We start from the raw sequence: 23,955 nt of genomic DNA on the forward strand, positions 1-23,955 counted from the left end.
CATCGTGGCATGGGAAAGCGCCGAGGGAGCCGACCGACCCGCCGGTCAGGCCGCCGCGGTGGTGAGCGCCTCGCCGCGCTCGTCGGCGGCGAAGTGCTGCTCGATCAGGTCGCGAATCCGGTTGACGCACGAGCCGCAGCCGGGGCGCATGCCGCAGGCCGTGCGGACCTCCTTGGCCGAGCAGGCTCCCGCCGCCACATGATCGCGCACGTCATCGTCGGTGACGGCGTGGCAGACACATGCGTACATCGGGGGAGAACCTCTCGGTTGATCCATTAGGTAAGGCTCTCCTAAGATAACGCTCCGTGCGTGACCAGGCAATACGGGGTGCCGTGCGTGCCTGTTCCGTTACAAACCGACATGAACATCCGCGTGTGAGGCGATCACGGCAGGGAAGCTCACCCATGTGACACGCGTATGGCCGGGTGACCCCTACCCCCTCGGCGCCCACTACGACGGCGCCGGCACGAACTTCGCACTCTTCTCCGAAGCGGCCACCCGGGTCGAGCTCTGCCTGTTCGACGACGAGGGCGAGGAGACTCGGCTCGACCTCCCCGAGACGTCAGGGTTCGTCTGGCACGGGTACCTGCCGACGGTCGGCCCCGGGCAGCGGTACGGCTACCGGGTGCACGGCCCGTACGACCCGCGCGGCGGGCAGCGCTGCAACCCCGCGAAGCTGCTGCTCGATCCGTACGCCAAGGCGGTCGACGGCGAGGTCGACTGGGACGAGTCGCTGTTCTCCTACCGGTTCGGCGACACGTCCGCCCGCAATGACGACGACAGCGCCCGCCACATGCCGAAGTCCGTGGTGATCAACCCGTACTTCGACTGGATGTCCGACCGCCATCCCCGGACCCCGTACCACGAGACGGTCATCTACGAGGCCCACGTCAAGGGCCTGACCAAGCTGAACCCGAACATCCCGGAGGAGCAGCGCGGCACGTACGCGGGGCTGGCGCACCCGGCGATGGTCGACTACTTCAAGGATCTCGGGATCACCGCCGTCGAGCTGATGCCGGTGCACCAGTTGGTGCACGACGACGTCCTGCTCCAGCGGGGCCTGTCGAACTACTGGGGCTACAACACGATCGGCTTCTTCGCCCCGCACAACGGATACTCCTCCACCGGGCAGCTCGGCGAGCAGGTGCAGGAGTTCAAGCTGATGGTGCGGACCCTGCACGAGGCGGGCATCGAGGTGATCCTCGACGTGGTCTACAACCACACCGCCGAGGGCAACCATCTGGGCCCGACCCTGAGCTTCCGGGGCATCGACAACGCCAACTACTACCGGCTCGTCGACGGCGCGCCGGAGTACTACCTGGACACGACCGGCACCGGCAACAGCCTCAACGTCCGCCAGCCGCACGCGCTTCAGTTGATCATGGACTCGCTGCGGTACTGGGTGACCGAGATGCACGTGGACGGGTTCCGGTTCGACCTCGCCTCGGCGCTGGCGCGGGAATTCCACGAGGTGGACCGGCTGTCGGCGTTCTTCGACCTGGTGCAGCAGGACCCGATCGTCTCGCAGGTCAAGCTGATCGCCGAGCCCTGGGACGTCGGCGAGGGCGGCTACCAGGTCGGCAACTTCCCACCGCTGTGGACGGAGTGGAACGGCAAGTACCGCGACACCATGCGCGACTACTGGCGGGGTGTGGAAGGGCGGCTGCCCGAGTTCGGCAGCCGGTTCACCGGCTCCAGCGACCTGTACGCCGACGACGGACGGCACCCGATCGCCTCGGTCAACTTCGTGACCTGCCACGACGGGTTCACGCTGCACGACCTCGTCTCCTACGACGGCAAGCACAACGAGGCGAACGGCGAGGACAACCGGGACGGCGCCGACGACAACCGCTCCTGGAACCATGGAGTCGAGGGCGAGACCGACGACCCGGAGATCATCGCGCTGCGCGAGCGGCAGAAGCGGAACATGCTGACCACGCTCCTGCTGTCCCAGGGCGTGCCGATGATCTCCCACGGCGACGAGGCGGGCCGCACCCAGCGGGGCAACAACAACGTCTACTGCCAGGACAACGAGCTGTCCTGGATGGACTGGTCCGACTCCCCGACGAACGAGGTCCTGCGGGCGTTCGTACGGCGGGTGACCGAGCTGCGCCGGGAGCACTCGGTGTTCCGGCGCCGCCGCTTCCCGACCGGCGAGGGGGACGTCCTCTGGTACGCCACCTCCGGCCGGCCGATGTCCGACGCCGACTGGCAGACCCCGTACGCGAAGGCGGTGACGGTCTTCCTCGACGGCGACCGCATCGCCGAGCCGGACCGGCGCGGCGAGCCGGTCCGCGACGACTCGTTCCTGCTGCTGTTCAACGCGGCCGACGTCGACCTGGACTTCGTGCTGCCCGATACCGGCGGAGGGATGTGGACCGGCGTGCTCGACACGGCGACCCCCATCGAGGTGTACGAGGACCACGAGCGGCCGGTGGACCGCGGCGGCGAGAAGGTACGGGTCGAGTCCCGCTCCATCCAGGTGCTGCGTCGTGTCTAGGCGACCGACCGGGACCTACCGGTTGCAGCTGCGCAGGGGCTTCGGATTCGCCGAGGCCGGCGAACTGGCCGGCTACCTCGCGGCGCTCGGCGTCTCGCACGTGTACCTGTCGCCGATCCTGCAGGCGACCCCCGGCTCCGCGCACGGCTACGACGTGGTCGACCACGCGCGGATCTCCGACGACCTCGGCGGCGAGGGGGCCTTCCGGGCGATGGCGGCCCGGATGCGCGCGCACGGCCTGTCGATCATCGTGGACATCGTGCCGAACCACATGGCGGTCCCCGCGCCGGAGAACCTGAACAAGCAGTTCTGGGACGTCCTGCGGCAGGGGCCGGACTCCCCGTACGCCCGCTGGTTCGACATCGACTGGTCGCAGGGTGCCGTCATGGTCCCCGTGCTCGGCTCGCCCGACGACGAGCCGCGCCCGGACGGCGACGTGCTGCGCTACCACGACCACGTCTTCCCGCGCCAGGGCCGCTACCGGGCGGTGCACTGGCGCGAACCGGACCTGAACTACCGCCGCTTCTTCGACATCTCCTCCCTGATCGGGCTGCGGGTCGAGGACCCGAAAGTGTTCGACGCGACCCACGACGTGATCCTGCGGCTGGTCGACCAGGGCCTCATCGACGGCCTGCGGATCGACCACCCGGACGGGCTCGCGGACCCGCGCGGGTACCTGCGGCGGCTGGAGCGGCCGCGCGGCTGGGTGGTCGTGGAGAAGATCCTCACCGGCGACGAGCCGCTCCCCGCCGACTGGCCCTGCGCGGGCACCACCGGGTACGACGCGCTCGGCATGGTCGGCGGGCTGTTCGTCGACCCGGCGGGCGAGAAGCCGCTGACCGAGGCGTACACCGCGCTGACCGGCGGCCCCGCCGACTTCACCGAGGTCGAGCGCGCCGCCCGGCGATTCGCGGCCGACCGGATCCTCGTCCCCGAGGTGCGCCGCCTGACCGCGCTGTTGGCGCGGATCCTGCCGGAGGAGGACCCCGGAGCGTTGCGCGAGGTCCTGGTCGAGCTGCTGGTCGCGATGCCGGTCTACCGCGCCTACATGGTGCCCGGCGAGGAGCCGCCGGCCCAGGCCCTGGAGATCGTCGCCCAGGCCGCGGCCGAGGCCCGCGCCGTCCTCCCGGACGGCGACCTGCTCGACAGGGTCATCCCGCTGGTGTTGGGCCTGGGCGGCCGGGACGAGACGCGGGACGAGTTCGTCGTACGGTTCCAGCAGACGTCCGCGCCGATGACCGCCAAGGGCGTCGAGGACACCGCGTTCTACCGCTGGTCGCGGCTGGCCGCGCTGAACGAGGTGGGCGGCGACCCGGCGAGGTTCGCGGTGTCGCCGGAGGAGTTCCACGCCTACTGCGCGCGGATCGCCGCCGACTGGCCGCGCACCCTGACCACGCTGTCGACGCACGACACCAAACGGCAGGAGGACGTACGGGCGCGGCTGGCCGTCCTGTCGGAGCTGCCGGACGAGTGGGTCGCCGCCGTCGGCCGCTGGCGGTCCCGGGCGCCGGAGAGTCCCCTGGAACCCGACCTGGACTACCTGATGTGGCAGACGGTCGTCGGCGCGTGGCCGCTGCCGCCCGACCGGCTCAAGGAGTACCTCACCAAGGCGATGCGCGAGGCGAAGACCCGCACGTCCTGGACCGATGGGGACCCGGGGTACGAGGGGGCGGTGCTGGCCCACGCCGACGCGGTGCTGTCCGATCCGACGCTGACCAGGGAGGTCGAACGGTTCGTCCGGCGGATCGCCCCGTACGCCCGCGTGAACTCGCTCGGCCAGAAACTGGTGCAGCTCGCCATGCCGGGCGTACCGGACGTGTACCAGGGCTGCGAGCTGACCGGCCTGTCCCTCGTCGACCCCGACAACCGGCGCCCGGTCGACTACGCCCGCCGCCGTGAGCTGCTCGCCGACCTCGACGCCGGGACCACCCCGGCCGACCTGGACGGCGAGAAGCTCCTCCTGACGTCCCGCCTGCTCCGGATGCGGGAGGAGCACCCGGACTGGTTCGACGGGGAGTACGCGCCGGTGCCCGTGACCGGCTCGGCGGCCGCCCACGCCGTGGCGTTCCGGCGCGGCGGCGCGGTGATCGTCGCGACGCGGCTGCCCGCCGGGCTCGAGCGCCGCGGCGGCTGGAGCGACACCCACCTCGACCTGCCCGGCGGCTCCTGGCACGACGTCCTCACCGACCAGTCCTACCCCTCCGGCCTGGAGCTCGACGGGGTCCTCCGGCTGCTCCCGGTCGCCGTCCTGATCGAGGCCGCATGAGGTACGAGGTATGGGCGCCGGCCGCCGAGACCGTCGAGGTGGAGACCGGCGGGGCCCGGCACGCGATGACGCGCGCCGAGCGGCCCGGCTGGTGGACGGCGGACGTCGGCGCCGGGACCGGTGAGCCGGACTACGGCTTCGTGCTCGACGGCGATGGACCGTTCCCGGACCCGCGCTCGCCCTGGCAGCCGGACGGCGTGCACGGACTGAGCCGCGCGTACGACCATGATCGCTTCAAGTGGTCGGACGAGGGCTGGCGGGGACGGCCCCTGGCAGGCTCCGTCCTGTACGAGCTGCACGTCGGGACCTTCACCCCGGAGGGCACGTTCGACGCCGCCGCCGAGCGCCTCGACCACCTCGTCGCCCTCGGCGTCGACGCCGTCGAACTGCTCCCGGTGGCCGCCTTCCCCGGCCGGCACGGCTGGGGGTACGACGGCGTCCACCTGTGGGCGGTGCACGGCCCGTACGGCGGCCCGGACGGGCTGAAGCGGTTCGTGGACGCGGCCCACCGGCGCGGCCTCGCGGTCGTCCTCGACGTCGTCTACAACCACCTCGGCCCGAGCGGCAACCACCTGGGGAGGTACGGCCCGTACTTCACCGACGCGCACCAGACGCCCTGGGGCCCGGCGGTCAACGTCGACCAGGCCGGCTCCGACGAGGTCCGCGCGTACATCCTCGGCAACGCGCTGATGTGGCTGCGCGACTACCACCTCGACGGCCTGCGGCTCGACGCCGTCCACGCCATCCGGGACCAGCGCGCCCTGCACCTCCTGGAGGAGCTGGCCGCGTCCGTGTCCCGGCTGAGCGCGCGGACGGGCCGGGAGATGTTCCTCATCGCCGAGTCCGACCTGAACGACCCCCGCCTGGTCACCTCGCGCGAGGCGGGCGGGTACGGCCTGGACGCGCAGTGGAGCGACGACTTCCACCACGCCCTGCACACCCTGCTCACCGGTGAGCGGCAGGGCTACTACGCCGACTTCGGCTCACCCGCGGTGCTCGCCAAGACGCTGACCCGGGTCTTCCTGCACGACGGGACGTGGTCGTCGTTCCGGGGCCGCACGCACGGCCGGCCGGTCGACACGCACCGGACCCCGGCCCACCGCTTCCTCGGCTTCCTGCAGAACCACGACCAGGTCGGCAACCGCGCCACCGGCGACCGGATCTCCGCGAGCCTGTCCCCGGGGCTGCGCAAGGTCGGGGCGGGGCTGCTGCTGACCGCGCCGTTCACGCCCATGCTGTTCATGGGGGAGGAGTGGGGCGCCGGCACGCCGTGGCGGTACTTCAGCGACCATCAGGAGCCCGAACTGGCCCGGGCCGTCAGCGAGGGCCGCCGCCGGGAGTTCGCCGACCACGGCTGGGCGTCGGAGGACGTCCCCGACCCCCAGGACCCCGAGACGTACCGCGCCTCGATCCTGAACTGGAGCGAACTCGACGAACCGGGCCACCGGGAGCTGTACGAGTGGTACCGCGCGCTGATCGCGCTCCGGCGGGCCGAGCCCGAGCTCACCGACCCCCGCCTCACCGAGGTCGCGGTCGAGCACGGCGAGTCGTGGTTCGTGATCCACCGGGGAGACCTGCGGGTCGCGGTCAACCTGGGCCCGGAACCGCTGCCGCTCCCGGACGGCGACGTGCTCCTCGCCTCCTCGACCGAGGTGGACGGGAGCGGGCTCCCCGGCGAGTCCGTCGTCATCCTGCGAACGCCCGGGCGGGGCCGGACGTGACCCTGCGACCTCGTTACCGCTTGGCCTTGGCCAGCAGGACCAAGCCGATGATCATCCGGATGCCGCCGAACAGCATCGGGCCCCAGGCGACGACGTAGACCCCGCCGCCGCTCCCGGACGCGTGCGAGTACGTGAGCACGGTGATCAGCAACCCGATCACGAAGAACGCCGCGCCGATGCCGATGGCACGGGTGGCCCTGCGGCGCTCCCCGTCATCCACCCCCTGATAGGGCGAGCCCTGGAACGGCGCGTTCTGGTACGGCCCGTTCTGGGGCGGACCCTGATACGGCTGCTGGGCGTTCGGATAGGGCTGGTTCGGATACTGCGGGTTCTGTTGGTAGGGGCCCTGGTGCGGCGCGTTCTGGTACGGCGCCTGGAACCCGCCGCCACCCTGCTGCGGAGCGCCCTGGTAGGGGGCGGCGGGAGGAGGAGTCTGCGGGTGGTTCGGCGAGGGCGGTACGGCCCCGGGATATTGCTCTGTCATCTCTTCCGCTCACTCGACGCGGCAGGGTCGTCCTGATCAGGACGCCTGCCACCGTAGTGGAGCGATCGTCGGCCCTACGTGCTGTTTGACCAAGAAGACCAGATAGAGCCTGATACGTCCCCCGTCGAGAAGACCGAGGGACGAACCCCGCTGTCGGCACACGCCGCACAGGCTTGAGCGCGATGCTGGGTGAACGCGGGCCCGCTGCCGGTTCTTGCGGCTTTCGCCCCCCTCGGAGACCACGTTCACCGAGCATTCAGCACGGCACGAGAACCCGGATCGTGAGGGAAGCGCCTTCGCAGGTTCGCCAGGGCGCAGGAGATCGTCTCGTCGTCCATTCACGACTCCGACGGCTCGGGATCCAGCCAGTGCTCTGGTGGGCGGGCGTAACTGCCTTTGTGTGGGAGCGTCCATACGTAACGCCGCTCGCGGAGGTCGGCGACCGCCTTCGCGATGGTGCGGCCAGACGTGTGGAACTCCGCCGCGAGTTCCGCCTGCGATGGAAGGCGTCGTCGCGCCTCGTACTCACCGAGCACGATTCGAGCGCGGATGGTCTCCGCGACTCTTCGTGCGGTCGATGCAGTCGACGGACGGTCGACGGGGAAGTGGTGATACGGGCTCATACGTCTGCCAGCGATACGACGTTCCGCAGCCGGCGGGCGACCTCGCCGATCTTCTCCATCGGAACGATCGGCTCGAACTCGAGGCCCTCGCGTTCGGGCCCGCCCCACACCCAGCACCACCAGACCTGGCCCTCGATGCTCCGGAGGGTGACCAGTTGGGAGAGGGGCCGGGCCATGTTTCGCATCGCGACCGGCATGGGGTCGGAGGCGTCCTCTGGAATTGGTGTCTCGCCCGAGACCAAGAGGGTGACGGGACCGATGACCTCCGTCCTCAGCCCGAGTTCGCTGATCGTTTCGTTGAGTGTTGTGAGCGCCTTATCCAGCGCATCCCGGTGACGATCTCGTTGCTGACCGATACTCATCGATGTGCCCCGTCTCGTACATTTGGTGCCGCTTGCACCTTCCGGTCCGTTGCCGGTATGCGAATAGCCTTGTCGAGCGCACGGGCGAGATCGGCTCCCCTTTTTGTTCCCCATCGGTTGCAGGGCTGAGCTGGAGTGATGTCGCTGGGGATATCGTGAAGTTCGCTTCACCTGCGGCTGGTGCGCGGCGTACCCTCGGCTTGGAAGGGCTGGTCCTTGCGGAAGTCGATGATCAGGAGCGTCGATGAGTTGGGGAGGAAAAGATGCTCCTGGGCGTCAGCAGCGGGCGAGCAGGGCTCATCGGCTTCGCGAACGAGGCTTAACGTGGGAGCAGATCGCCGACGTTTGGGAAGCCGACAATCCTGACATCACTCCACGAGTGGCGTTCCGCTGGACGCATAACCTGACCAACCAAGAGGTGGCCGAGCGCTGGAACCAGATCGGTGTGGGCGAGCCGACAATGACCAAGTCTCGGATCTATGAGTTCGAGGCGTGGCCTAAGAGCGGCCGACGGCCGAGTGTGTCCAACCTGGAAGTTCTGGCGCGGATCTATCAGACCAGCGGGCGACGGCTTCTCACGGTAGATGAATACGCCACCTATGATTCGGATTCGCGTGATGCGATCGCGAAGATAGATCACCGAGCCTTGGACTCGGCGCATCGGCCGTACGTGATCGCGTACGAAACGCGCACTCCTGCGGGGCCTCGTCGGTCGTTCGTGACTCCTGTCCTCTCCTCACCTGCGTCGAACGGTATGCCGATCCCTCATGACATGGATGCTGATCTGGCCGCAGTGCAGGCGTTTCGAGTAACTGACCGACAGACCGGAGGGCGCCATCTCTATTCGGCGGTGACCACATACCTGCAAGCGGTGATCGCTCCACGGATGTTCGGCGGCCGGGATGGCGGCGGCAGTGCGCTCTTTGCCGCCGCCGGCGGTCTGACCGAGATGGCTGGCTGGATGGCACACGATGCGGGTCATGACCGGATGGCGTGGCAACACTTCTCGCGGTCCCTGGAGCTTGCCGCCGCTGCTGATGATCACCAGCTCAAGGCACACGTCTTGGCGAGCATGAGCCATCTCTCGCTTCGGGCGAGCGAAGCCGGTGAGGCCCTTCGCCTCGTACGCGAGGGCCAAATAACACTCGTGTCTGCACCACCGAGTTCCGAGTTGGGCGCCAGGCTGTTCGCCATGGAGGCTCGCGCGCTGGCCGTGTTGCGTCGCGTGCAGGACTGCGAGAAGGCGATCCTCCGTGCTGAGGCGGCGTTGGATGGAGCATCCGCACCGATGCGTTCGCCGTGGGTGAGTCCCTTTGATGAAGCGGCTCTGTCCGGCGAGGTCGCCCGCTGCATGTACGAACTCGGACGCTTCGCCGAGGTTGAGTCGTATGCTCGCCGGGTCATCGAATTGCGTCCGCACTGCCACGTGCGAAGTCGTGCTTTCGCCCAGTTGCTCCTTGCGGCTGCGTTGGTAAGGCAGGGGCGTCCGGAAGAGAGCTGTGCGATCGCCGGAGAGATGATCAGCACGATTCGAGCGCTCGCTTCCTCCCCCGTCATGGATCAGCTCAAAGAGCTTACGGCATCGCTGGCTCCTTATCGTGACGACAAGGTGGTCGCTGACTTCTTGCCGCATCTACGGGGAGCGCTGGCGGATCCGATCGCAGACCGATCGGATTCGGACATGGTCATCTGAGAGGAGAAGCAGCTTGGCCGACGACAAGCCGCTGTACGAACGAGACCCTGTTGCCTGGCACGCGTACCTTGCCGAAGGAAATGCTACGCAGCCACGCAAAAGGGTGGTGCAGACATCCTGCTGCGCGATGAGCATGACCGATTGCTACTGGTGGATCCCGCATACAAACCTGACTGGGATCTGCCGGGAGGCATGAGCGAGGCCAACGAGCCACCCGCCGAAACAGTGAGACGCGAACTGAAGGAAGAACTCGGCTTGGAAGTCATGGTCGGTGACCTGCTGTGCGTCGATTGGGTTTCGCCGCATGGCCCGTGGGACGACTCGCTGATGTTCGTCTTCTCGGGTGGTCGCTTGAGATCTGACGAGATCACCGCCTTGAAGATCACGGACGGAGAGTTGCGTCGGTTCGGATTCTCCACTGAAGCGGAGGCGGCCGTTCGTCTGCGGCCCTACGTCTGGCGTCGGGTGATCAATGCGTTGGCGGCGCTCAGAACCGGGCGGGCCGTGTACTCCCAGGACGGCCATCCGCTGACCTCCTCGCAGACCTGGCTTCGCGGGAACGACGCGCGGTGAACAAGAACCGGTCCGAGAGGGCGATGTTCGTCATGGCGAGCGCGGCAAACTCCAGCGCCGGCGCCCAGGAGGCTCAGCTCGCGCATCGATGCCGGCACGCCGCGTACGAAAGTCTCGGCGACCATCCCCGCCGCCCTCTGCCTTATCGCCCTAAACGAGCATCCGCACGTCCGGTCGAGCCGCGTTCGCCGAGCGTTCCGCACGCCGATCGGCAGGCGCCTCCCGCCGACGGAAGGTGCCGCCGCGACGTTGCCGCCGCTGTTGACCGGAGGAACCCGGCTATCCGGACACCAGACCGGCCACAGCGGCGGCAATCAGGCAACGGCGACGGCTGGGCGCACCCCATATTCACGACCCGATTCAGTGGGGTGGGAGGTGGTGGGCGGTGGTCTCGGCCAGGTTCCGTACGAGGGCGGTCGCGGGGGCGTCGGGGCGGGTGTGGGTGCGCGCCGACACGTCCACCAGGGCGTTGGAGATCCGGAACTGGACGTGCACGTCATAGATCACCGTCTGCCGGAACAGCACCTGGACCGCCAGCGCGTCGACGCGTGCGTACCCTCCCTCGCCCACGTGGACGGGGATGACCGGCCGCTCGGCTCCGGCCTTCCGGGCCCACCCGGCCAGGTTCCGCTCGGCCCGCGCGGCGCCCGAGACATGACCGTTGTGAACCAGGGTCTGGATGCGGAGCCGCACCGTACGGAAGGGGCGGTCCTGACCGGACGGAACGCTGCTCCACTTGCACTCCGACGCGGCGTCGCCACCCCATCCCAGCATCGTCCTCGGCCGTGAGTCGCCGGGCTCCCGGGCGCCGTTCCGCACCAGCGGCGCCAGCGCCTCCGGCGGTGGCAGGACCCGGCAGGCGTCGAGCGGGGCGAACCGCCCGTCCGAGGTGAGCAACCCGACGTACCAGCAGGCCGCGATGGCGAATCCCGCGGCGACGGCGGCGGAGGCACAGGCCAGGATCAGGCGACGGCGAGCGGGCATGGAGGGAAGGATCGCATGCCCGCGGGTTTGCTACGCGCCGCCGGGATTCAGAGGGCGGCGGCCGGCCTGGGGGCGGGAGGCGCGCCGGTCGGGCCGACGGGGAGACGCCGATCCGCGCGCAAGGGCGCCTACCCGCATACCGAGGGGTTGGGGTAGCGAACCGGGTGTTTCCCCGGACGCCGGAGACAGTGGCCGGTCGGCATGCTGGGCAGTGGATGGGACAGATCAATCCCTCGTCCCCCGGATTCCCCCGGGATACGGCCCCGGGCCCGGCGTCCCCCCTCCTACGCCGGGTCCGGGGCCGGGTCACGTGCGGGACCCCAACGGTCGCGTGCGGGACCCCAACGGTCCGGAGCATCCGTTCACGGGGAGGGGGCCGAGCTGCGACGTATCGTGTTACCAGGGGTTTTACGGGTTGACGCCCTCCCGCCGATGGGGCGGCAGGGGACCGAGGGCGACGGGCGGTGCGGCCGCCGGAGACATTGGCCACTGAGCGCGGTGTATCGGGATGGTCACGGGAACCATCAGCGGACGAGATCGGGTGCATGGGCTCCCGGCTGAGAGAACGAGCTTCGTCGGACGTCGGCGGGAGGTCGCCGAGGTCAAGCGGATCCTGGCCGATGCCCGTGTCGTGACGCTGACCGGACCGGGCGGGGTGGGCAAGACCAGATTGGCCTCGCGAGTCGCCCTCACCGTGGGCAGGGCGTTTCCCGACGGTGTGTGGTTGGTCGACCTGGCCGCGTTGCAGAGCCAGGGGATGCTGGCCCGTGCGGTGATCGAGGCATTGGGAATCCGCGACCGCTCCGCCCGAGCCGCGCTGGACGTCCTCGCCGAGCATCTGCGGAACAAGCGGGCGCTCCTCATCCTCGACAACTGCGAGCACGTGGTGGACGAGTGCGCCGCCGTCACGAGGACGGTGCAGATGTCGGCGCCGGATCTGCGGATCCTCGCGACCAGCCGGCAGTCGCTGAGCGTTCCCGGTGAGCAGTTGCTGGAGGTCTCGCCATTGGCGATGCCGGGCCGTACCGGCGGGTGCGTTCATGGTCGCTCGCTTGAACGGTTCGAGGCGGTGCGGTTGTTCGCCGAGCGAGGGGCGGATGTCTCGCCCGGTTTCGCCGTCACCGACGCCAACGGCGACGCGGTGGTCGAGATCTGCCGCCGCCTCGATGGGATGCCCCTCGCCATCGAGCTGGCCGCCGCACAACTACGGATCCTGTCACTCGAGCAGCTGCTCGTGAATCTCGAAGACCGCTTTGAGCTGCTCACCGGCTCGGGGAGGCCGCTGCCTCGTCACCGGACGCTACGTGCCTTGATCGATTGGAGCTACGACCTGTGCACCGCTGAAGAGAGGCTGCTGTGGGCTCGTCTGTCGATCTTCGCGGGGAGCTTCGACCTGGAGACGGCGGAGACCGTGTGCTCGGGCGAAGGGATCGTTCGCCAAGAGGTCGTCGACCTGGTGGGCGGGATGGTCGATAAATCAATCCTGATTCCGCAACGACACGAAGAAGTCGTCCGGTATCGGCTCCTTGAGACCATCCGCCAATACGGCCGACAGAAGCTGGACGAGTCTGGGCGGTCGGCCGCGTTGCGCCGGCGCCATCGCGACCATTACCGGCGGTTGGCGGGCCAGACGCGTGCTCGGGTGGCGGGGCCGGATCAGAGGTCCTGGCTCCTGCGGCTCGGAACCGAGCACCCGAACCTGCGGGTCGCACTCGAGTACTGCTACACCGAGCCGGGGCAGGCCCGGACCGGTCTGGCGATGGCGGCCGACCTGATGTACCACTGGATCAGCGGTGTCTTTCTCGGGGAAGGGCGTGCCTGGCTGGAGCGCGGGCTGGCGGCCGACCCCGAACCCAGCGATGTCCGGGCCCACGCTTTGTGGACGAGCAGCGTGTTGGCCGTCATCCAGGCGGACGCTCCCGCGGCGGAGAGGATGCTCCGGGAATGTCGATCTCTAGGGCATGCTCTCGGGGACACGATGGCTCTCGCCTACACCGTCTTCTGCACGGGAATGCTGGCGCTGGGGCGAGGCGATGTGACGTCGGCGATCCCGTCGCTCGAAGAGGCCCTCCGGCGTTTCCGTCTCATCGGTTATGACATGGGCGTTGTCGAGGTGCTCATTCGGCTTTGCGTCGCTCATTGCCTCACAGGCGATGAATCGCTGGCCATCTCCATTGGCGAGGAGGCCCGGACGATATGCGAGACACGGGGCGAGCGTTGGCGCAAGGCGTATAGCTTGGTCGTCCTCGGTGCCGCGACCTGCCGGCAGGGCGACACCCGGCGGGCCACCGAACTGGTCTCGGAGGCATTGCGGATCAACCGCTCGTTGGACGATCCACGAGGAGTCGGCGTCGATCTGGAGGTGCTGGCCTGGATCGCCGTCACGGAAGGTCGATTCCAGCGGGCCGCCCGGCTGTACGGAATCCTGCAGTCGGTCTGGGAGAAGGTCGGCGAGCCTCCGCTGTCGGGATACGCGTATCCGGCCACCTACCGCGAAGATTCCGAATCCAGAACGTGCCGCGCCATCGGCGAATATCTCTTCGGACTTGAGCTTCGGCGCGGTGCCCGGCTCGATTACGACGATGCGATGGCGTACGCGCTGGAGGAGCAGTCCTCCGGCACCGTTCCACGCGCTGAGTCCGACCGGCTGATGCCGCTCACGCGCAAGGAGACCCAGGTGGCTCGGATGATCCGCAAAGGGATGAGCAACAAGGAGATCGCGACGGCGCTGGTGATCGCCCAGCGAACCGCTGAGAGCCACGTCGAGCACATCCTCGGCAAACTGGGGCTGACTTCTCGTACCCAGATCGCCATCTGGGTCGGGGAGAACGAGCGCGCCCGGGAGCACGCGGGCCCGGGTTCGGAGGGCGGCGCAGGGTGATCAGGCGAGCGCCTCCGGTTGGAAGGTGCGCCGGTAGGCCAGCGGGGAGACGCCGATCGCCGCGTGCAGGTGCTGGCGGAGGGAGACGGCGGTCCCGAAGCCGGCCCGCCGGGCGATCTGGTCCACCGGCAGGTCGGTCGTCTCCAGCAGGTGCCGGGCGAGCTCGACGCGCTGCCGGGCGAGCCAGCGGCCGGGGCTCATGCCGACCTCCTCGTGGAACCGGCGGGTCAGCGTGCGGACGCTCATCCCGGCCCGGGCGGCGAGCTCGGACAGGGAGATCGGCCGGTCGAGGTGCTCCAGCGCCCAGGAACGGGCCGGCGCGGTGCCCGCGTCGTGCGGCTCGGGGACCGGGCGCTCGATGTACTGCGCCTGACCGCCGTCCCGCCACGGTGGTACGACGACCTGGCGGGCCACCCGATTGGCCACCTCGCTGCCGTGGTCGCGGCGCACCAGGTGGAGGCACAGGTCGATGCCCGAGGCCGCCCCGGCGGAGGTCAGCACGTCACCGTCGTCGACGAACAGCACGTCCGGGTCGACCCGGATCCGGGGGTACCGCCGCTGCAACTCGGCCGCTTCGTTCCAGTGGGTCGTCGCCGGCCGCCCGTCGAGGAGGCCGGCGGCCGCCAGCGCGAAGGAGCCGGTGCAGATCGACATGATGCGGGTGCCCGGCCGGATGGGCGCCAGCGCCGCCGCGAGCTCCTCGGAGAGCCGGTCGATCGGCCGGCAATCGCCGAAGGGCGGGACGACCACGGTGTCGGCGTCGGCCAGCACGGACGCGTCGTGATCGACGGCGATCGAGAAGTCGGCGTGCGTGCGCACGGGCCCGCCGTCCGGCGTGCAGGTCACCACGTCGTACAGCGGCTCGCCGTCCGGCCCGCGCGCACCCCCGAAGATCCGCCCGGGAATGCCCAGCTCGAACGGGATCACGCCGTCCAGTGCCAGCACGACGACTCTGTGCGGGGATCGGGCCATGGCCAGATCCTTTCACAGGATGGCCATCGTGCCACTCCCGAACGGCGCGCGGCTGCCGGAGGCTGGGGTCCGTCGCAAGCGATGAAACGGGAGAGTCGATGAACACCATGCGCGCGATCGTGCAGGAGGAGCCGGGCGGCCCCGAGGTCCTCGGGCTCGCCGAGGTCGAGCGGCCCGAGCCGGGCCTGCTGGAGATCCTGGTCCGGGTGCACGCCGCCGGAGTGAACCCCACGGACTGGAAGGCCCGGGCCCGCGGCAGTTCGATGACCGGGGTGGCGCTGCCGAGGCCGGGCTTCGACGTGTCCGGGGTGGTCGAGGCGGTCGGGCCGGGCGTGACGCTGTACGAGCCCGGTGACGAGGTGTTCGGGATGCCGCGCTTTCCCCATCCGGCGGGCGCGTACGCCGAGTACGTCACCGCCCCGGCGCGGCACTTCGCCCGCAAGCCCGCGGGAATCGACCACGTTCACGCGGCCGCGCTTCCGCTCGCCGCGCTGACCGCCTGGCAGGGCCTGGTCGACACGGCGCGGGTCCGAGCCGGTCAGCGGGTCCTCGTGCACGCCGCCGCGGGAGGGGTCGGTCACCTCGCGGTGCAGATCGCCAAGGCCAGGGGCGCGTACGTGATCGGGACCGCCAGCGAGGCGAAGCACGAGTTCGTCCGCGGGCTGGGCGCCGACGAGGTCGTCGACTACACGAAGGTCGACTTCGCCGACGTGGTCCGGGACGTCGACGTCGTGCTCGACGCCGTCGGCGGCGACTACGGCCTCAGGTCCCTGAGGACGCTTCGCGACGGTGGCGTTCTCGTCTCCTTCCTGTCGCCGGTCGGCGACGACGTGCTCGCCGCGGCAGGGAAGCGGGGGATCAGAGCCGGGTGGACGCTGGTCGAGACGGACCACGCGGGGATGAAGGAGATCGCGGTGCTCGTCGAGGAGGGCCGGCTGCGCGCCGAGATCGACTCGGTCTTCCCCCTGGAGGAGGCGGCCAAGGCCCACGAGCGTGGCGAGACGGGCCGGACGACCGGCAAGATCGTTCTGACCGTCGCCGGCTGACGTCGGTCAGCGGCCGAGCAGGCGGTCGATGGCGCGGCGGGCGCGTTCGGGGGCCGCCGGGTCGCGGTGCAGCTGGATCGCCTGCTCGGCGGCGAGCGCGACACCGTTCAGCTCGAAGACGAGCTGGTCGACGTCGGTGTCCCCCGGCAGGTCACCCGCCTCGACGGCCGCGCGGAGCTCCGCGGCGACGTAACCGGCCCAGCTCGCGAGGGCGGCGAGCACCGCGTCGCGGACCGGACCGGGGCGGCCGTCGAACTCGGTGGCGACCGAGGTGATGAAGCAGCCGGCGTTCCCCTCGTCGTCCGCCATGGAGTCGATCCACTCCCCGAAGGCCCGCGCCAGACGGGCGACCCCCGGGTCGGCGCCCGCCACCCGCACGGGAACGCGGGCGCGGAACCGCTCGACCGCGGCGTCGAGCGTGGCGAGCTGCAGGGCCTCCTTGGTGCCGAAATGGCCGATGACGCCGGCCTTGCTCATGCCGAGCTCGGTGGCGAGCCGCCCGATGGTGACGCCTTCCAGGCCCTCGGCCGAGGCGAGGGTCAGGGCGCACTCGATGATCCGGGTCCGGGTGGCGGCGGTCTCGATGGCGGACTTGCGCGGGCTCATGACAGCAGCTTAACCTACCGACCGTTCGCTAAATACGTACGACCGTTCGGTAGCTAAAGAGGTGTCATGAAGATCCATCACCTGAACTGCGGCTCGATGCGCGAGATCGACCCCGGCGGCGAGGAGAACGCTCCGGAGCCCGCCCGCGCCCTGAACCACTGCCTGCTGGTCGAGACCGACGCGGCCGGCCTCGTCCTGGTCGAGACCGGCTTCGGAACGGCCGACGTCGCCCGCCCGGAGGAGACCCTCGGCCGTACCTTCCTCGATCGCACACAGGCGCTCCTCGACCCGGGGGAGACCGCCGTACGGCACATCGAGCGCCTCGGTCACTCGGTCGCCGACGTCCGCCACATCGTGCTGACCCACCTCGACCTCGACCACAGCGGCGGGCTGCCGGACTTCCCGCATGCCACCGGTCATCTGCACGACGCGGAGTACCGGGCCGCCATGGCCGCCACGAGCGGGCATCCCGAGCACGCGCTGCGCTACCGGCCCGCGCACTGGGCACATCGCCCGCACTGGCGGACCTACGAGTCGCGGAAGGGCGCGTCGTGGTTCGGGTTCGACGCCATCGAACTCGACGGCCTGCCCCCGGAGATCCTCCTCGTCCCGCTGGCCGGGCACACCGAGGGACACTGCGCCGTGGCCGTACGCGACGGCGGCCGCTGGCTCCTGCACGCCGGTGACGCCTTCTACCACCACGGCCAGGTCGAGCCGGAGGGCCGTTGGTCGATGCCCCTGTGGGAGGCGCTGGAGGAGATCACCGAGGTCGACCGGCCGCTGCGCATGGCCAACCAGGCCCGGCTGCGCGAGCTCCTGCGCGACCACGGCGACGAGGTCGACGTCTTCTCGGCCCACGACCCCTGGGCCTTCGCCCGCCTCGCCGCCGGGGGAGCCGGTCACGCCTCGTGACCCCGTACGCACCCTGAGCTGGGAAGGTCTGCTCAGGGCGGAGGGTCTTTACTTTGCATTAGTGCGGTTATCGGTATGTCTTGTTCAGCCCTACGACTGGAAGATCGCAGGTCAAGGCCCCGCTACTGCCGAGGAAACGTTCTTGAATAGCTCTACGATCGGTTCATGACCTCAGTTCTGCTCGCCGAGGACGACACGTCCATATCCGAGCCTCTCGCCAGAGCGCTGCGGCGGGAGGGATACAACGTCGAAGTCAGTCCCGACGGTCCACAGGCGCTCGAGCGGGCGCTCGGGGGTGGGGTGGACCTCATCGTCCTGGACCTCGGCCTGCCCGAGCTCGACGGGCTCGAAGTGGCTCGGCGCGTACGCGCCGAGGGCCACGGCGTGCCGATCCTCATCCTCACCGCCCGCGCCGACGAGGTGGACACCGTCGTGGGCCTCGACGCCGGCGCCGACGACTACGTCACCAAGCCGTTCCGTCTCGCCGAGCTCCTGGCCCGCGTCCGCGCGCTGCTGCGCAGGGGCAGCACCGAGACGCCCATCGTCCAGGGCGTCCGAATAGACGCCGAGTCCCGGCGCGCCTGGATGGGCGACCAGGAGCTCCAGCTGACGACCAAGGAGTTCGACCTGCTGCGCGTGCTGGTCCGCGACGCGGGCAAGGTCGTCACCCGAGAGCAGATCATGCGGGAGGTGTGGGACACCAACTGGTGGGGCTCCACCAAGACCCTCGACATGCACATCTCCTGGCTTCGGCGCAAGCTAGGGGATGACGCGGGCAGCCCGCGTTACATCACGACCGTACGAGGAGTGGGTTTCCGCTTCGAGCGCGGTGACTAGTCGTGTGAACCCGGCGTGACCACCCCCTGGTCACGTCCCGGGCGAAAGAGAGGGACCCCCATGAGGCGACGGCTTCTGCTGTCGACGCTGGCCGTCGCGGTCGTCGCCGTGCTCCTGCTCGGCATCCCGCTGGCGTACTCGACCCATCGGCTCCTCTACGACGAGGCGGAGCAGCAGGTCGAGCGGGAGGCGGCGACCGTGGTGGCCGGCGTGAACCTGAAACAGGAAGGCAAGCAGTCCGTCATCGGCGACCAGATCGCCAAGGAATTCCCCAGCCGCTACATCGTCATCACCCTGGCCAACGACGAGGTGATCACGGCCGGGGTCGCGCCGCCCAAGGGCGCGCACGTCATCAGGAAGACCGCGAACGACCGCGGCGTCCGGGTCCAGGTGTCCCGGGACGCCGCCGACATCGAGGCCGAGGCGCTGCGCACGCTGGTGCTGATCGGCAGCCTCGTCGTGCTCGGCGTCGGGGTGGCGGTCGGGCTGGCGATGGTGCAGGCGCGCAAGCTCACCCTGCCGCTGATCGACCTGGCCGAGACCGCCGACCGCCTCGGATCCGGCAACGCGCGGCCGCGCCGCCGCCGGTACGGCGTGCCCGAGGTCGACCGGGTCGCGGAGGTGCTGGACCGTAGCGCCGTACGGATCGCCGACCTGCTCGCCGCGAGCCGGGAGTTCGCCTCCGACGCCAGCCACCAGCTGCGTACGCCGCTGACGGCGCTGTCCATGCGGCTGGAGGAGATGATCGAGGCCGCGGAGTATCCGGACGTCGTCCGGGAGGAGGGCGCCGCGGCGGCCGCGCAGGTCGAGCGCCTCGCGGCGGTCGTCGAGCAGCTCCTCGCCCGCGCCAAGCACGACCCCACGGGTGACGCGGTCCCCGTCGACGTCGACGACATCGTCGCGCAGCAGGTGGAGGAGTGGGAGCCGGTCTTCCGGCGGGAGGGACGCCGGCTGGAGGTCTCCGGCGTGACGGAGCTCACCGCCGTGGCCAGCCCCGGCGGCCTGTCGCAGATCGTCGCCACCCTGCTGGACAACTCGCTCGTGCACGGAGACGGCACGGTCGCCATCCACACCAAGGAGACGCCGACGTCGATCGTCGTGGAGGTCGGGGACGAGGGCGTGGGCGTGCCCCCGGAGCTGGAACGCCGCGTCTTCGACCGCAACGTCAGCGGACGGTGGCAGGGGACCGGGCTCGGGCTCTACCTCGCGCGTTCGCTGGCGACCGCGGACGGCGGCCGCCTCGAGCTCGTACGCGCCCGGCCCGCCACCTTCGCGATCTTCCTGCGGAAGGGCGACGAGGTGCTGCGGGCGCGCGAGCGCGTCGTCAGCGGACCCGCTTGACGGTCTGCCCGGCGGGCACCCGGGGCGGGGGCGGCGCGGCGTCGCCCCCAACGGGCTCCTCGGCCTCGGGCAGCCCGGTGTGCGGGTCGACCGGCGGCGCGGCCGGCGGCAGGAACACCCACTTCTTGTACGCCCAGTAGCGGAACAGGGTCGCCACGCCGGTGCCGACGATCTGCGACACGTTGAACGCCAGGCCGTTGTGGATGCCGAGGACGTAGTGGGTGAAGCCGATGAACACCCAGGTGATCACCAGGCCGACGCCGTTGAACACGAAGAACAGGACGTACTCCCGGCCCAGGCCCGACCTGTCGCGGTGGCGGAACGTCCAGAACCGGTTGGCGAAGTACGAGAACGTCGTCGCCACGATCGTCCCGACGCCGAACGACGTCAGCGGGCCGACGTGGAAACCGAGGTGCAGGGTGTCGGAGATGCCGATGGTGATGATGAAGTTCAGCACGCCGATCGTCCCGAACGCCGCGAGCTCATGGAACAGGTGCGCGAATCTCCGATAGAGATGACTGACGAAGCTCACGAAGCGGGACCTCTCATTCCGGATGGCGGCTGATCGCACGTCGCTCGGCGAAGCCCGGATCAATCGATACCCCTGGCCTACGAGGTTAGACGGCGTTCCCGGACCCGTTGTTCCCGCGCTCGTCGCCCGGCGAACCCGCTCTCTGAGCACGGCGGATAGGCTTCCCACGTGACGGACAGGCAAGAGATACCAGTCGTCGGCATGGTCGGCGGCGGGCAGCTGGCCCGGATGACGCAGCAGGCGGCGATCGCGCTCGGCGTGCCGCTGCGGGTGCTCAGCGACAGCGCCCACGCGTCGGCGGCCAAGGTGATCGCCGACGTGCGCATCGGTGACCACCGCTCCCTCGACGACCTGCGCGCCTTCGCCAAGGGCGCCGACGTGGTGACCTGGGACCACGAGCACGTGCCCGGCGAGCACATCCAGGCGCTGGAGGCCGACGGCGTCGCCTGCCGCCCCGGATCCGGGGCGCTGCTGCACGCCCAGGACAAGCGGGTCATGCGCGAACGCCTCACCGCCCTCGGCGCGCCGTGCCCGGAGTTCGTCGTGCTCGACCCCGAGGCGCCCCTGGCGACCCTTGAAAGCTTCGCGGAGCGGACGGGCTGGCCGGTCGTGCTCAAGGCGACGCGCGGCGGCTACGACGGCAAGGGCGTATGGGGCTGCGCGTCCCTGGAGGAGGCCCGCGCCGTCGTCGAGCGCGCCGCCGCGGAGGGCGTCGGCCTGCTCGCCGAGCAGCACGTTCCGTTCCGCCGGGAGCTGGCCGCCCTCGTCGCCCGCTCGCCGTACGGGCAGGGCGCCGCGTACCCGATCGTGGAGACCGTCCAGACCGACGGGATCTGCACCGAGGTGATCGCGCCCGCGCCGGGCCTGGACTCCGACCGTGCCGAGGAGGCGCAGCGACTCGCGCTCGGCCTCGCCGACGCCCTCGGCGTGACCGGGCTGCTGGCCGTCGAGCTGTTCGAGACCGAGGACGGCGTCCTCGTCAACGAGCTGGCGATGCGGCCGCACAACTCCGGGCACTGGACGATCGAGGGCTCGCGCACCTCGCAGTTCGAGCAGCACCTGCGCGCCGTCCTCGACCTGCCGCTCGGCGACACGACGCCCACCGCGCCGTACACCGTCATGGCGAACGTCCTGGGCGGCGACGAGCCGGAGATCTACAAGCGTTACATCCACGTCATGGCCCACGACCCCGCCGTGAAGGTGCACTTCTACGGCAAGGAGGTCCGGCCCGGCCGCAAGATCGGCCATGTCACCGCGCTCGGCGACGACCTGGAGGAGACCCGCGAGCGGGCCCGCCACGCCGCCGACTACCTGAGGAAGGGTCCCACCGTATGACCGTCGGCGTCGTGATGGGCAGCGACTCGGACTGGCCCGTGATGAAGGCCGCCGCCGAGGCACTGGAGGAGTTCGACCTCCCGTACGAGGCGGACGTGGTCTCCGCGCACCGGATGCCGCAGGACATGATCGCGTACGGCTCGGAGGCCGCCTCCCGCGGGCTCAAGGTGATCATCGCCGGCGCGGGCGGCGCCGCCCACCTGCCGGGCATGCTCGCCGCCGTGACCCCACTCCCGGTGATCGGGGTGCCGGTACCCCTGAAGTACCTCGACGGCATGGACTCGCTGCTGTCGATCGCGCAGATGCCGGCCGGCGTGCCGGTGGCGACCGTCGCGATCGGCAACGCCCGCAACGCCGGCCTGCTGGCCGTCCGGATCCTCGCCGCGAGCGACCCGGAGCTGCGCGAGCGCATGGAGGACTTCCAGCGCGACCTGCACGCCCAGGCCAAGCGCAAGGGCGAACGCCTCCGCCGCGCCTAGCCGTCGCCGTTGAGCGTGGTTCCGCCTGTCGCGCCGATCTTGATGTCGGGCGATGAGGCGGGCGGCGATCCGGGCCGGGTGCCCCTGAACGAGCCGACTCCTCTGCCCGGAGCGCGGCTCTTGCGGCTCCAGGGCGTTGCAGGACTGTTCGAAGCGAGTCCCGGACAACGGGTTCGTTTTCCGTAATGGAGAGACCAATGAACGAATCGCAGAACGGTCCGCACAGCGCTCGCCTGCGGCGGGGAGAACTCCAGGACAGGCTCAAGGCCGTCGGGGGCCTGTTCGAGATGGCGACGGCCCCGAAGCCCAACCCCGCGGCGAAGAACCTGGCCCGCAGGGAACTGGCGGACATCCTTCCCCTGCTCGCAGGGGAACTGAGGGGCCTCGCCGACACCTTCACCGCTCTCGGTGAGGGGAGCCCGGCCGGCTTCGCCGAGCTCTCGGACGGGCAACTGCAGCAGGCGAGTGGCGTCTGCGAGCAGCTCGTGCACGACATGCAGCTGTTCGACGACTACCTGCGCATCGAGCGCTGATCTACCGCGATCAGTGCCTGCTCCCGCAGGATGCCCCTGAGGGAGTCACCGGACTCCCCCCGTCCTGATCAGGGCGGGGGGAGTTCTCGCTGTTCACCGGCCTACTTCAGGAGCTGGCGGGCCATGACGACGCGCTGGATCTGGTTGGTGCCCTCGTAGATCTGGGTGATCTTCGCGTCGCGCATCATGCGCTCGACCGGGTAGTCCCTGACGTAGCCGTAGCCGCCGAGGAGCTGGACGGCGTCGGTGGTGATCTCCATCGCCGCGTCGGAGGCGAAGCATTTGGCGGCCGAGGAGATGAAGGTCAGGTCCGCGATCTTCTCGCCCTCCATCGCCCGCTCGGACTTGGCGGCGGCGGCGTAGGTGAGCTGGCGGGCCGCCTCGAGCTTCATCGCCATGTCCGCGAGCATGAACTGCACGCCCTGGAAGTCGCCGATCGGCTTGCCGAACTGCTTGCGCTCCTTGACGTACCCGATGGCGTAGTCCAGCGCGCCCTGGGCGATGCCGAGGGCCTGGGCCGCGATGGTGATCCGGGTGTGGTCGAGCGTGGCGAGGGCGGTCTTGAAGCCCGTGCCCTCGTCGCCGATGATCCGGTCGGCCGGGATCCGGACGTCGTCCATGATGACCTCGCGGGTCGGCGAGCCCTTGATGCCGAGCTTCTTCTCCGGCGCGCCGAAGCTCACCCCCGGGTCGCTCTTCTCGACCACGAAGGCGGAGATGCCGCGGGCGCCCTTCTCCGGGTCGGTGACGGCCATCACGGTGTAGTACTCCGAGACGCCCGCGTTGGTGATCCACCGCTTGGTGCCGTTGAGGACCCAGTGGTCGCCGTCGCGTACGGCCCGGGTCTTCATCGCGGCCGCGTCGCTGCCCGCCTCCGGCTCCGACAGTGCGTACGAGAACATGGCCTCGCCGCGGGCGACCGGGCTCAGGTAGCGTTTTTTCAGGTCTTCGGAGCCGGAGAGGAGAATGGGAACGGTTCCGAGCTTGTTCACCGCCGGGATGAGGGACGAGGCGGCACAGGCTCGAGCGACCTCTTCGATGACGATCACCGTGGCGAGGGCATCGGCGCCGACTCCCTCGTACGCCTCGGGGACGTGCACGGCGTGCAGGTCCGCCTGCACGAGCGCGTCATAGACGGCCTGGGGGAACTCCCCGGTCTCGTCGGTCTCCGCGGCCCGCGGAGCGATCTTGTCATCGGCCAGCGAGCGAACCGTCTCGCGGAGCATCCGGTGCTCTTCAGAGAGTTCGTACAGAGGAAAGTCTGCGGTCATGTGC

General features: G+C 69.9%; 22 protein-coding genes. 13 read left to right on the forward strand and 9 right to left on the reverse strand.

Going from position 1 to position 23,955, the window contains the following annotated elements; translation table 11 throughout:
* Positions 1-45: 45 nt before the first annotated feature.
* A complete protein-coding gene (locus ABD978_RS12645) occupies positions 46-249 on the reverse strand; it encodes a (2Fe-2S)-binding protein (protein ID WP_345353282.1) in 204 nt (67 codons plus the stop codon).
* Between the two features lie 157 nt (positions 250-406).
* Between ABD978_RS12645 and glgX the strand changes: the two genes are divergently transcribed.
* Genes glgX through treZ form a run of 3 tightly spaced genes read left to right on the forward strand, consistent with a single transcriptional unit; the run spans position 407 to position 6,487 of the window.
* Complete coding sequence (glgX, locus tag ABD978_RS12650) at positions 407-2,500, forward strand: glycogen debranching protein GlgX (RefSeq protein ID WP_345353283.1); 2,094 nt, start codon at positions 407-409, stop codon at positions 2,498-2,500.
* Positions 2,493-4,766 carry a malto-oligosyltrehalose synthase gene (gene treY / locus ABD978_RS12655; RefSeq protein ID WP_345353284.1) on the forward strand — a complete coding sequence of 758 codons (2,274 nt, stop codon included), beginning with the start codon at positions 2,493-2,495 and terminating at the stop codon, positions 4,764-4,766. The genes glgX and treY overlap by 8 nt, the downstream gene beginning before the upstream one ends.
* On the forward strand, positions 4,763-6,487 hold the full coding sequence (treZ, locus tag ABD978_RS12660; protein WP_345353285.1) for a malto-oligosyltrehalose trehalohydrolase: 1,725 nt from the start codon (positions 4,763-4,765) through the stop codon (positions 6,485-6,487). Before treY ends, treZ begins: the two co-directional genes overlap by 4 nt.
* Positions 6,488-6,500: 13 nt before the next feature.
* On the opposite strand, the gene ABD978_RS12665 is transcribed toward treZ, so the two are convergent.
* From ABD978_RS12665 to ABD978_RS12670, 3 genes are all read right to left on the reverse strand, one after another.
* Positions 6,501-6,971: a hypothetical protein gene (locus tag ABD978_RS12665; protein ID WP_345353286.1), complete on the reverse strand. Its 471-nt coding sequence runs from the start codon at positions 6,969-6,971 to the stop codon at positions 6,501-6,503.
* A 338-nt stretch (positions 6,972-7,309) separates the two neighbouring features.
* Positions 7,310-7,594 carry a GntR family transcriptional regulator gene (locus ABD978_RS43855; protein WP_364407665.1) on the reverse strand — a complete coding sequence of 95 codons (285 nt, stop codon included), beginning with the start codon at positions 7,592-7,594 and terminating at the stop codon, positions 7,310-7,312.
* Positions 7,591-7,956 carry a hypothetical protein gene (locus tag ABD978_RS12670; RefSeq protein WP_345353287.1) on the reverse strand — a complete coding sequence of 122 codons (366 nt, stop codon included), beginning with the start codon at positions 7,954-7,956 and terminating at the stop codon, positions 7,591-7,593. Before ABD978_RS12670 ends, ABD978_RS43855 begins: the two co-directional genes overlap by 4 nt.
* Before the next feature lie 244 nt (positions 7,957-8,200).
* On the opposite strand from ABD978_RS12670, the gene ABD978_RS12675 reads away from it, so the two are divergent.
* Together ABD978_RS12675 and ABD978_RS12680 are read left to right on the forward strand one after the other, a co-directional pair.
* Positions 8,201-9,649 carry an NsdA family TPR-like regulatory protein gene (locus ABD978_RS12675; protein ID WP_345353288.1) on the forward strand — a complete coding sequence of 483 codons (1,449 nt, stop codon included), beginning with the start codon at positions 8,201-8,203 and terminating at the stop codon, positions 9,647-9,649.
* A gap of 150 nt (positions 9,650-9,799) precedes the next feature.
* Positions 9,800-10,222 (forward strand): NUDIX domain-containing protein, encoded by a 423-nt coding sequence (locus ABD978_RS12680; RefSeq protein WP_345353692.1) that lies wholly within the window; start codon positions 9,800-9,802, stop codon positions 10,220-10,222.
* Between the two features lie 360 nt (positions 10,223-10,582).
* Here ABD978_RS12680 and ABD978_RS12685 read toward each other — a convergent pair whose 3' ends face one another.
* Positions 10,583-11,206 (reverse strand): hypothetical protein, encoded by a 624-nt coding sequence (locus ABD978_RS12685; RefSeq protein WP_345353289.1) that lies wholly within the window; start codon positions 11,204-11,206, stop codon positions 10,583-10,585.
* A 508-nt stretch (positions 11,207-11,714) separates the two neighbouring features.
* Here ABD978_RS12685 and ABD978_RS12690 point away from each other — a divergent pair.
* Positions 11,715-14,087, forward strand: coding sequence for an ATP-binding protein (locus ABD978_RS12690; protein ID WP_345353291.1), 2,373 nt, complete (start codon positions 11,715-11,717; stop codon positions 14,085-14,087).
* Here ABD978_RS12690 and ABD978_RS12695 read toward each other — a convergent pair whose 3' ends face one another.
* The gene (locus ABD978_RS12695) at positions 14,088-15,059 is read right to left on the reverse strand and encodes a GlxA family transcriptional regulator (protein ID WP_345353293.1); all 972 of its coding nucleotides are present in this window, start codon (positions 15,057-15,059) and stop codon (positions 14,088-14,090) included. It abuts the gene before it with no gap.
* Positions 15,060-15,166: 107 nt separating this feature from the next.
* On the opposite strand from ABD978_RS12695, the gene ABD978_RS12700 reads away from it, so the two are divergent.
* On the forward strand, positions 15,167-16,105 hold the full coding sequence (locus ABD978_RS12700; protein ID WP_345353693.1) for an NADP-dependent oxidoreductase: 939 nt from the start codon (positions 15,167-15,169) through the stop codon (positions 16,103-16,105).
* Positions 16,106-16,111: 6 nt separating this feature from the next.
* Here the strand turns inward: ABD978_RS12700 and ABD978_RS12705 are convergent, their stop codons facing one another.
* Entirely contained in the window at positions 16,112-16,711 is a 600-nt protein-coding gene (locus ABD978_RS12705; protein WP_345353295.1) for a TetR/AcrR family transcriptional regulator, read from the reverse strand.
* A 66-nt stretch (positions 16,712-16,777) separates the two neighbouring features.
* Here ABD978_RS12705 and ABD978_RS12710 point away from each other — a divergent pair, with 66 nt between their 5' ends.
* The 3 genes from ABD978_RS12710 (at position 16,778) to ABD978_RS12720 (ending at position 19,801) form a co-directional block, all read left to right on the forward strand.
* A complete protein-coding gene (locus ABD978_RS12710) occupies positions 16,778-17,623 on the forward strand; it encodes an MBL fold metallo-hydrolase (protein WP_345353297.1) in 846 nt (281 codons plus the stop codon).
* A 165-nt stretch (positions 17,624-17,788) separates the two neighbouring features.
* Positions 17,789-18,460: a response regulator transcription factor gene (locus ABD978_RS12715; RefSeq protein ID WP_141956913.1), complete on the forward strand. Its 672-nt coding sequence runs from the start codon at positions 17,789-17,791 to the stop codon at positions 18,458-18,460.
* A 60-nt stretch (positions 18,461-18,520) separates the two neighbouring features.
* On the forward strand, positions 18,521-19,801 hold the full coding sequence (locus ABD978_RS12720) for a sensor histidine kinase (RefSeq protein ID WP_345353299.1): 1,281 nt from the start codon (positions 18,521-18,523) through the stop codon (positions 19,799-19,801).
* Here the strand turns inward: ABD978_RS12720 and ABD978_RS12725 are convergent.
* Complete coding sequence (locus ABD978_RS12725; RefSeq protein ID WP_345353301.1) at positions 19,785-20,333, reverse strand: GtrA family protein; 549 nt, start codon at positions 20,331-20,333, stop codon at positions 19,785-19,787. The two genes, ABD978_RS12720 and ABD978_RS12725, sit on opposite strands and share 17 nt — an antisense overlap.
* A 168-nt stretch (positions 20,334-20,501) precedes the next feature.
* Between ABD978_RS12725 and ABD978_RS12730 the strand changes: the two genes are divergently transcribed.
* The 3 genes from ABD978_RS12730 (at position 20,502) to ABD978_RS12740 (ending at position 22,680) form a co-directional block, all read left to right on the forward strand.
* On the forward strand, positions 20,502-21,668 hold the full coding sequence (locus ABD978_RS12730; RefSeq protein ID WP_345353303.1) for a 5-(carboxyamino)imidazole ribonucleotide synthase: 1,167 nt from the start codon (positions 20,502-20,504) through the stop codon (positions 21,666-21,668).
* Complete coding sequence (gene purE, locus ABD978_RS12735; RefSeq protein ID WP_345353305.1) at positions 21,665-22,147, forward strand: 5-(carboxyamino)imidazole ribonucleotide mutase; 483 nt, start codon at positions 21,665-21,667, stop codon at positions 22,145-22,147. Before ABD978_RS12730 ends, purE begins: the two co-directional genes overlap by 4 nt.
* Before the next feature lie 197 nt (positions 22,148-22,344).
* Complete coding sequence (locus tag ABD978_RS12740) at positions 22,345-22,680, forward strand: hypothetical protein (protein WP_345353307.1); 336 nt, start codon at positions 22,345-22,347, stop codon at positions 22,678-22,680.
* 101 nt (positions 22,681-22,781) lie between these two features.
* On the opposite strand, the gene ABD978_RS12745 is transcribed toward ABD978_RS12740, so the two are convergent.
* Positions 22,782-23,951 (reverse strand): acyl-CoA dehydrogenase, encoded by a 1,170-nt coding sequence (locus tag ABD978_RS12745; protein WP_345353309.1) that lies wholly within the window; start codon positions 23,949-23,951, stop codon positions 22,782-22,784.
* Positions 23,952-23,955 lie beyond the last annotated feature (4 nt).

Origin of the sequence: Actinoallomurus liliacearum (genome assembly GCF_039542035.1) — a bacterium.
In the GTDB taxonomy this organism is placed as follows: domain Bacteria; phylum Actinomycetota; class Actinomycetes; order Streptosporangiales; family Streptosporangiaceae; genus Actinoallomurus; species Actinoallomurus liliacearum.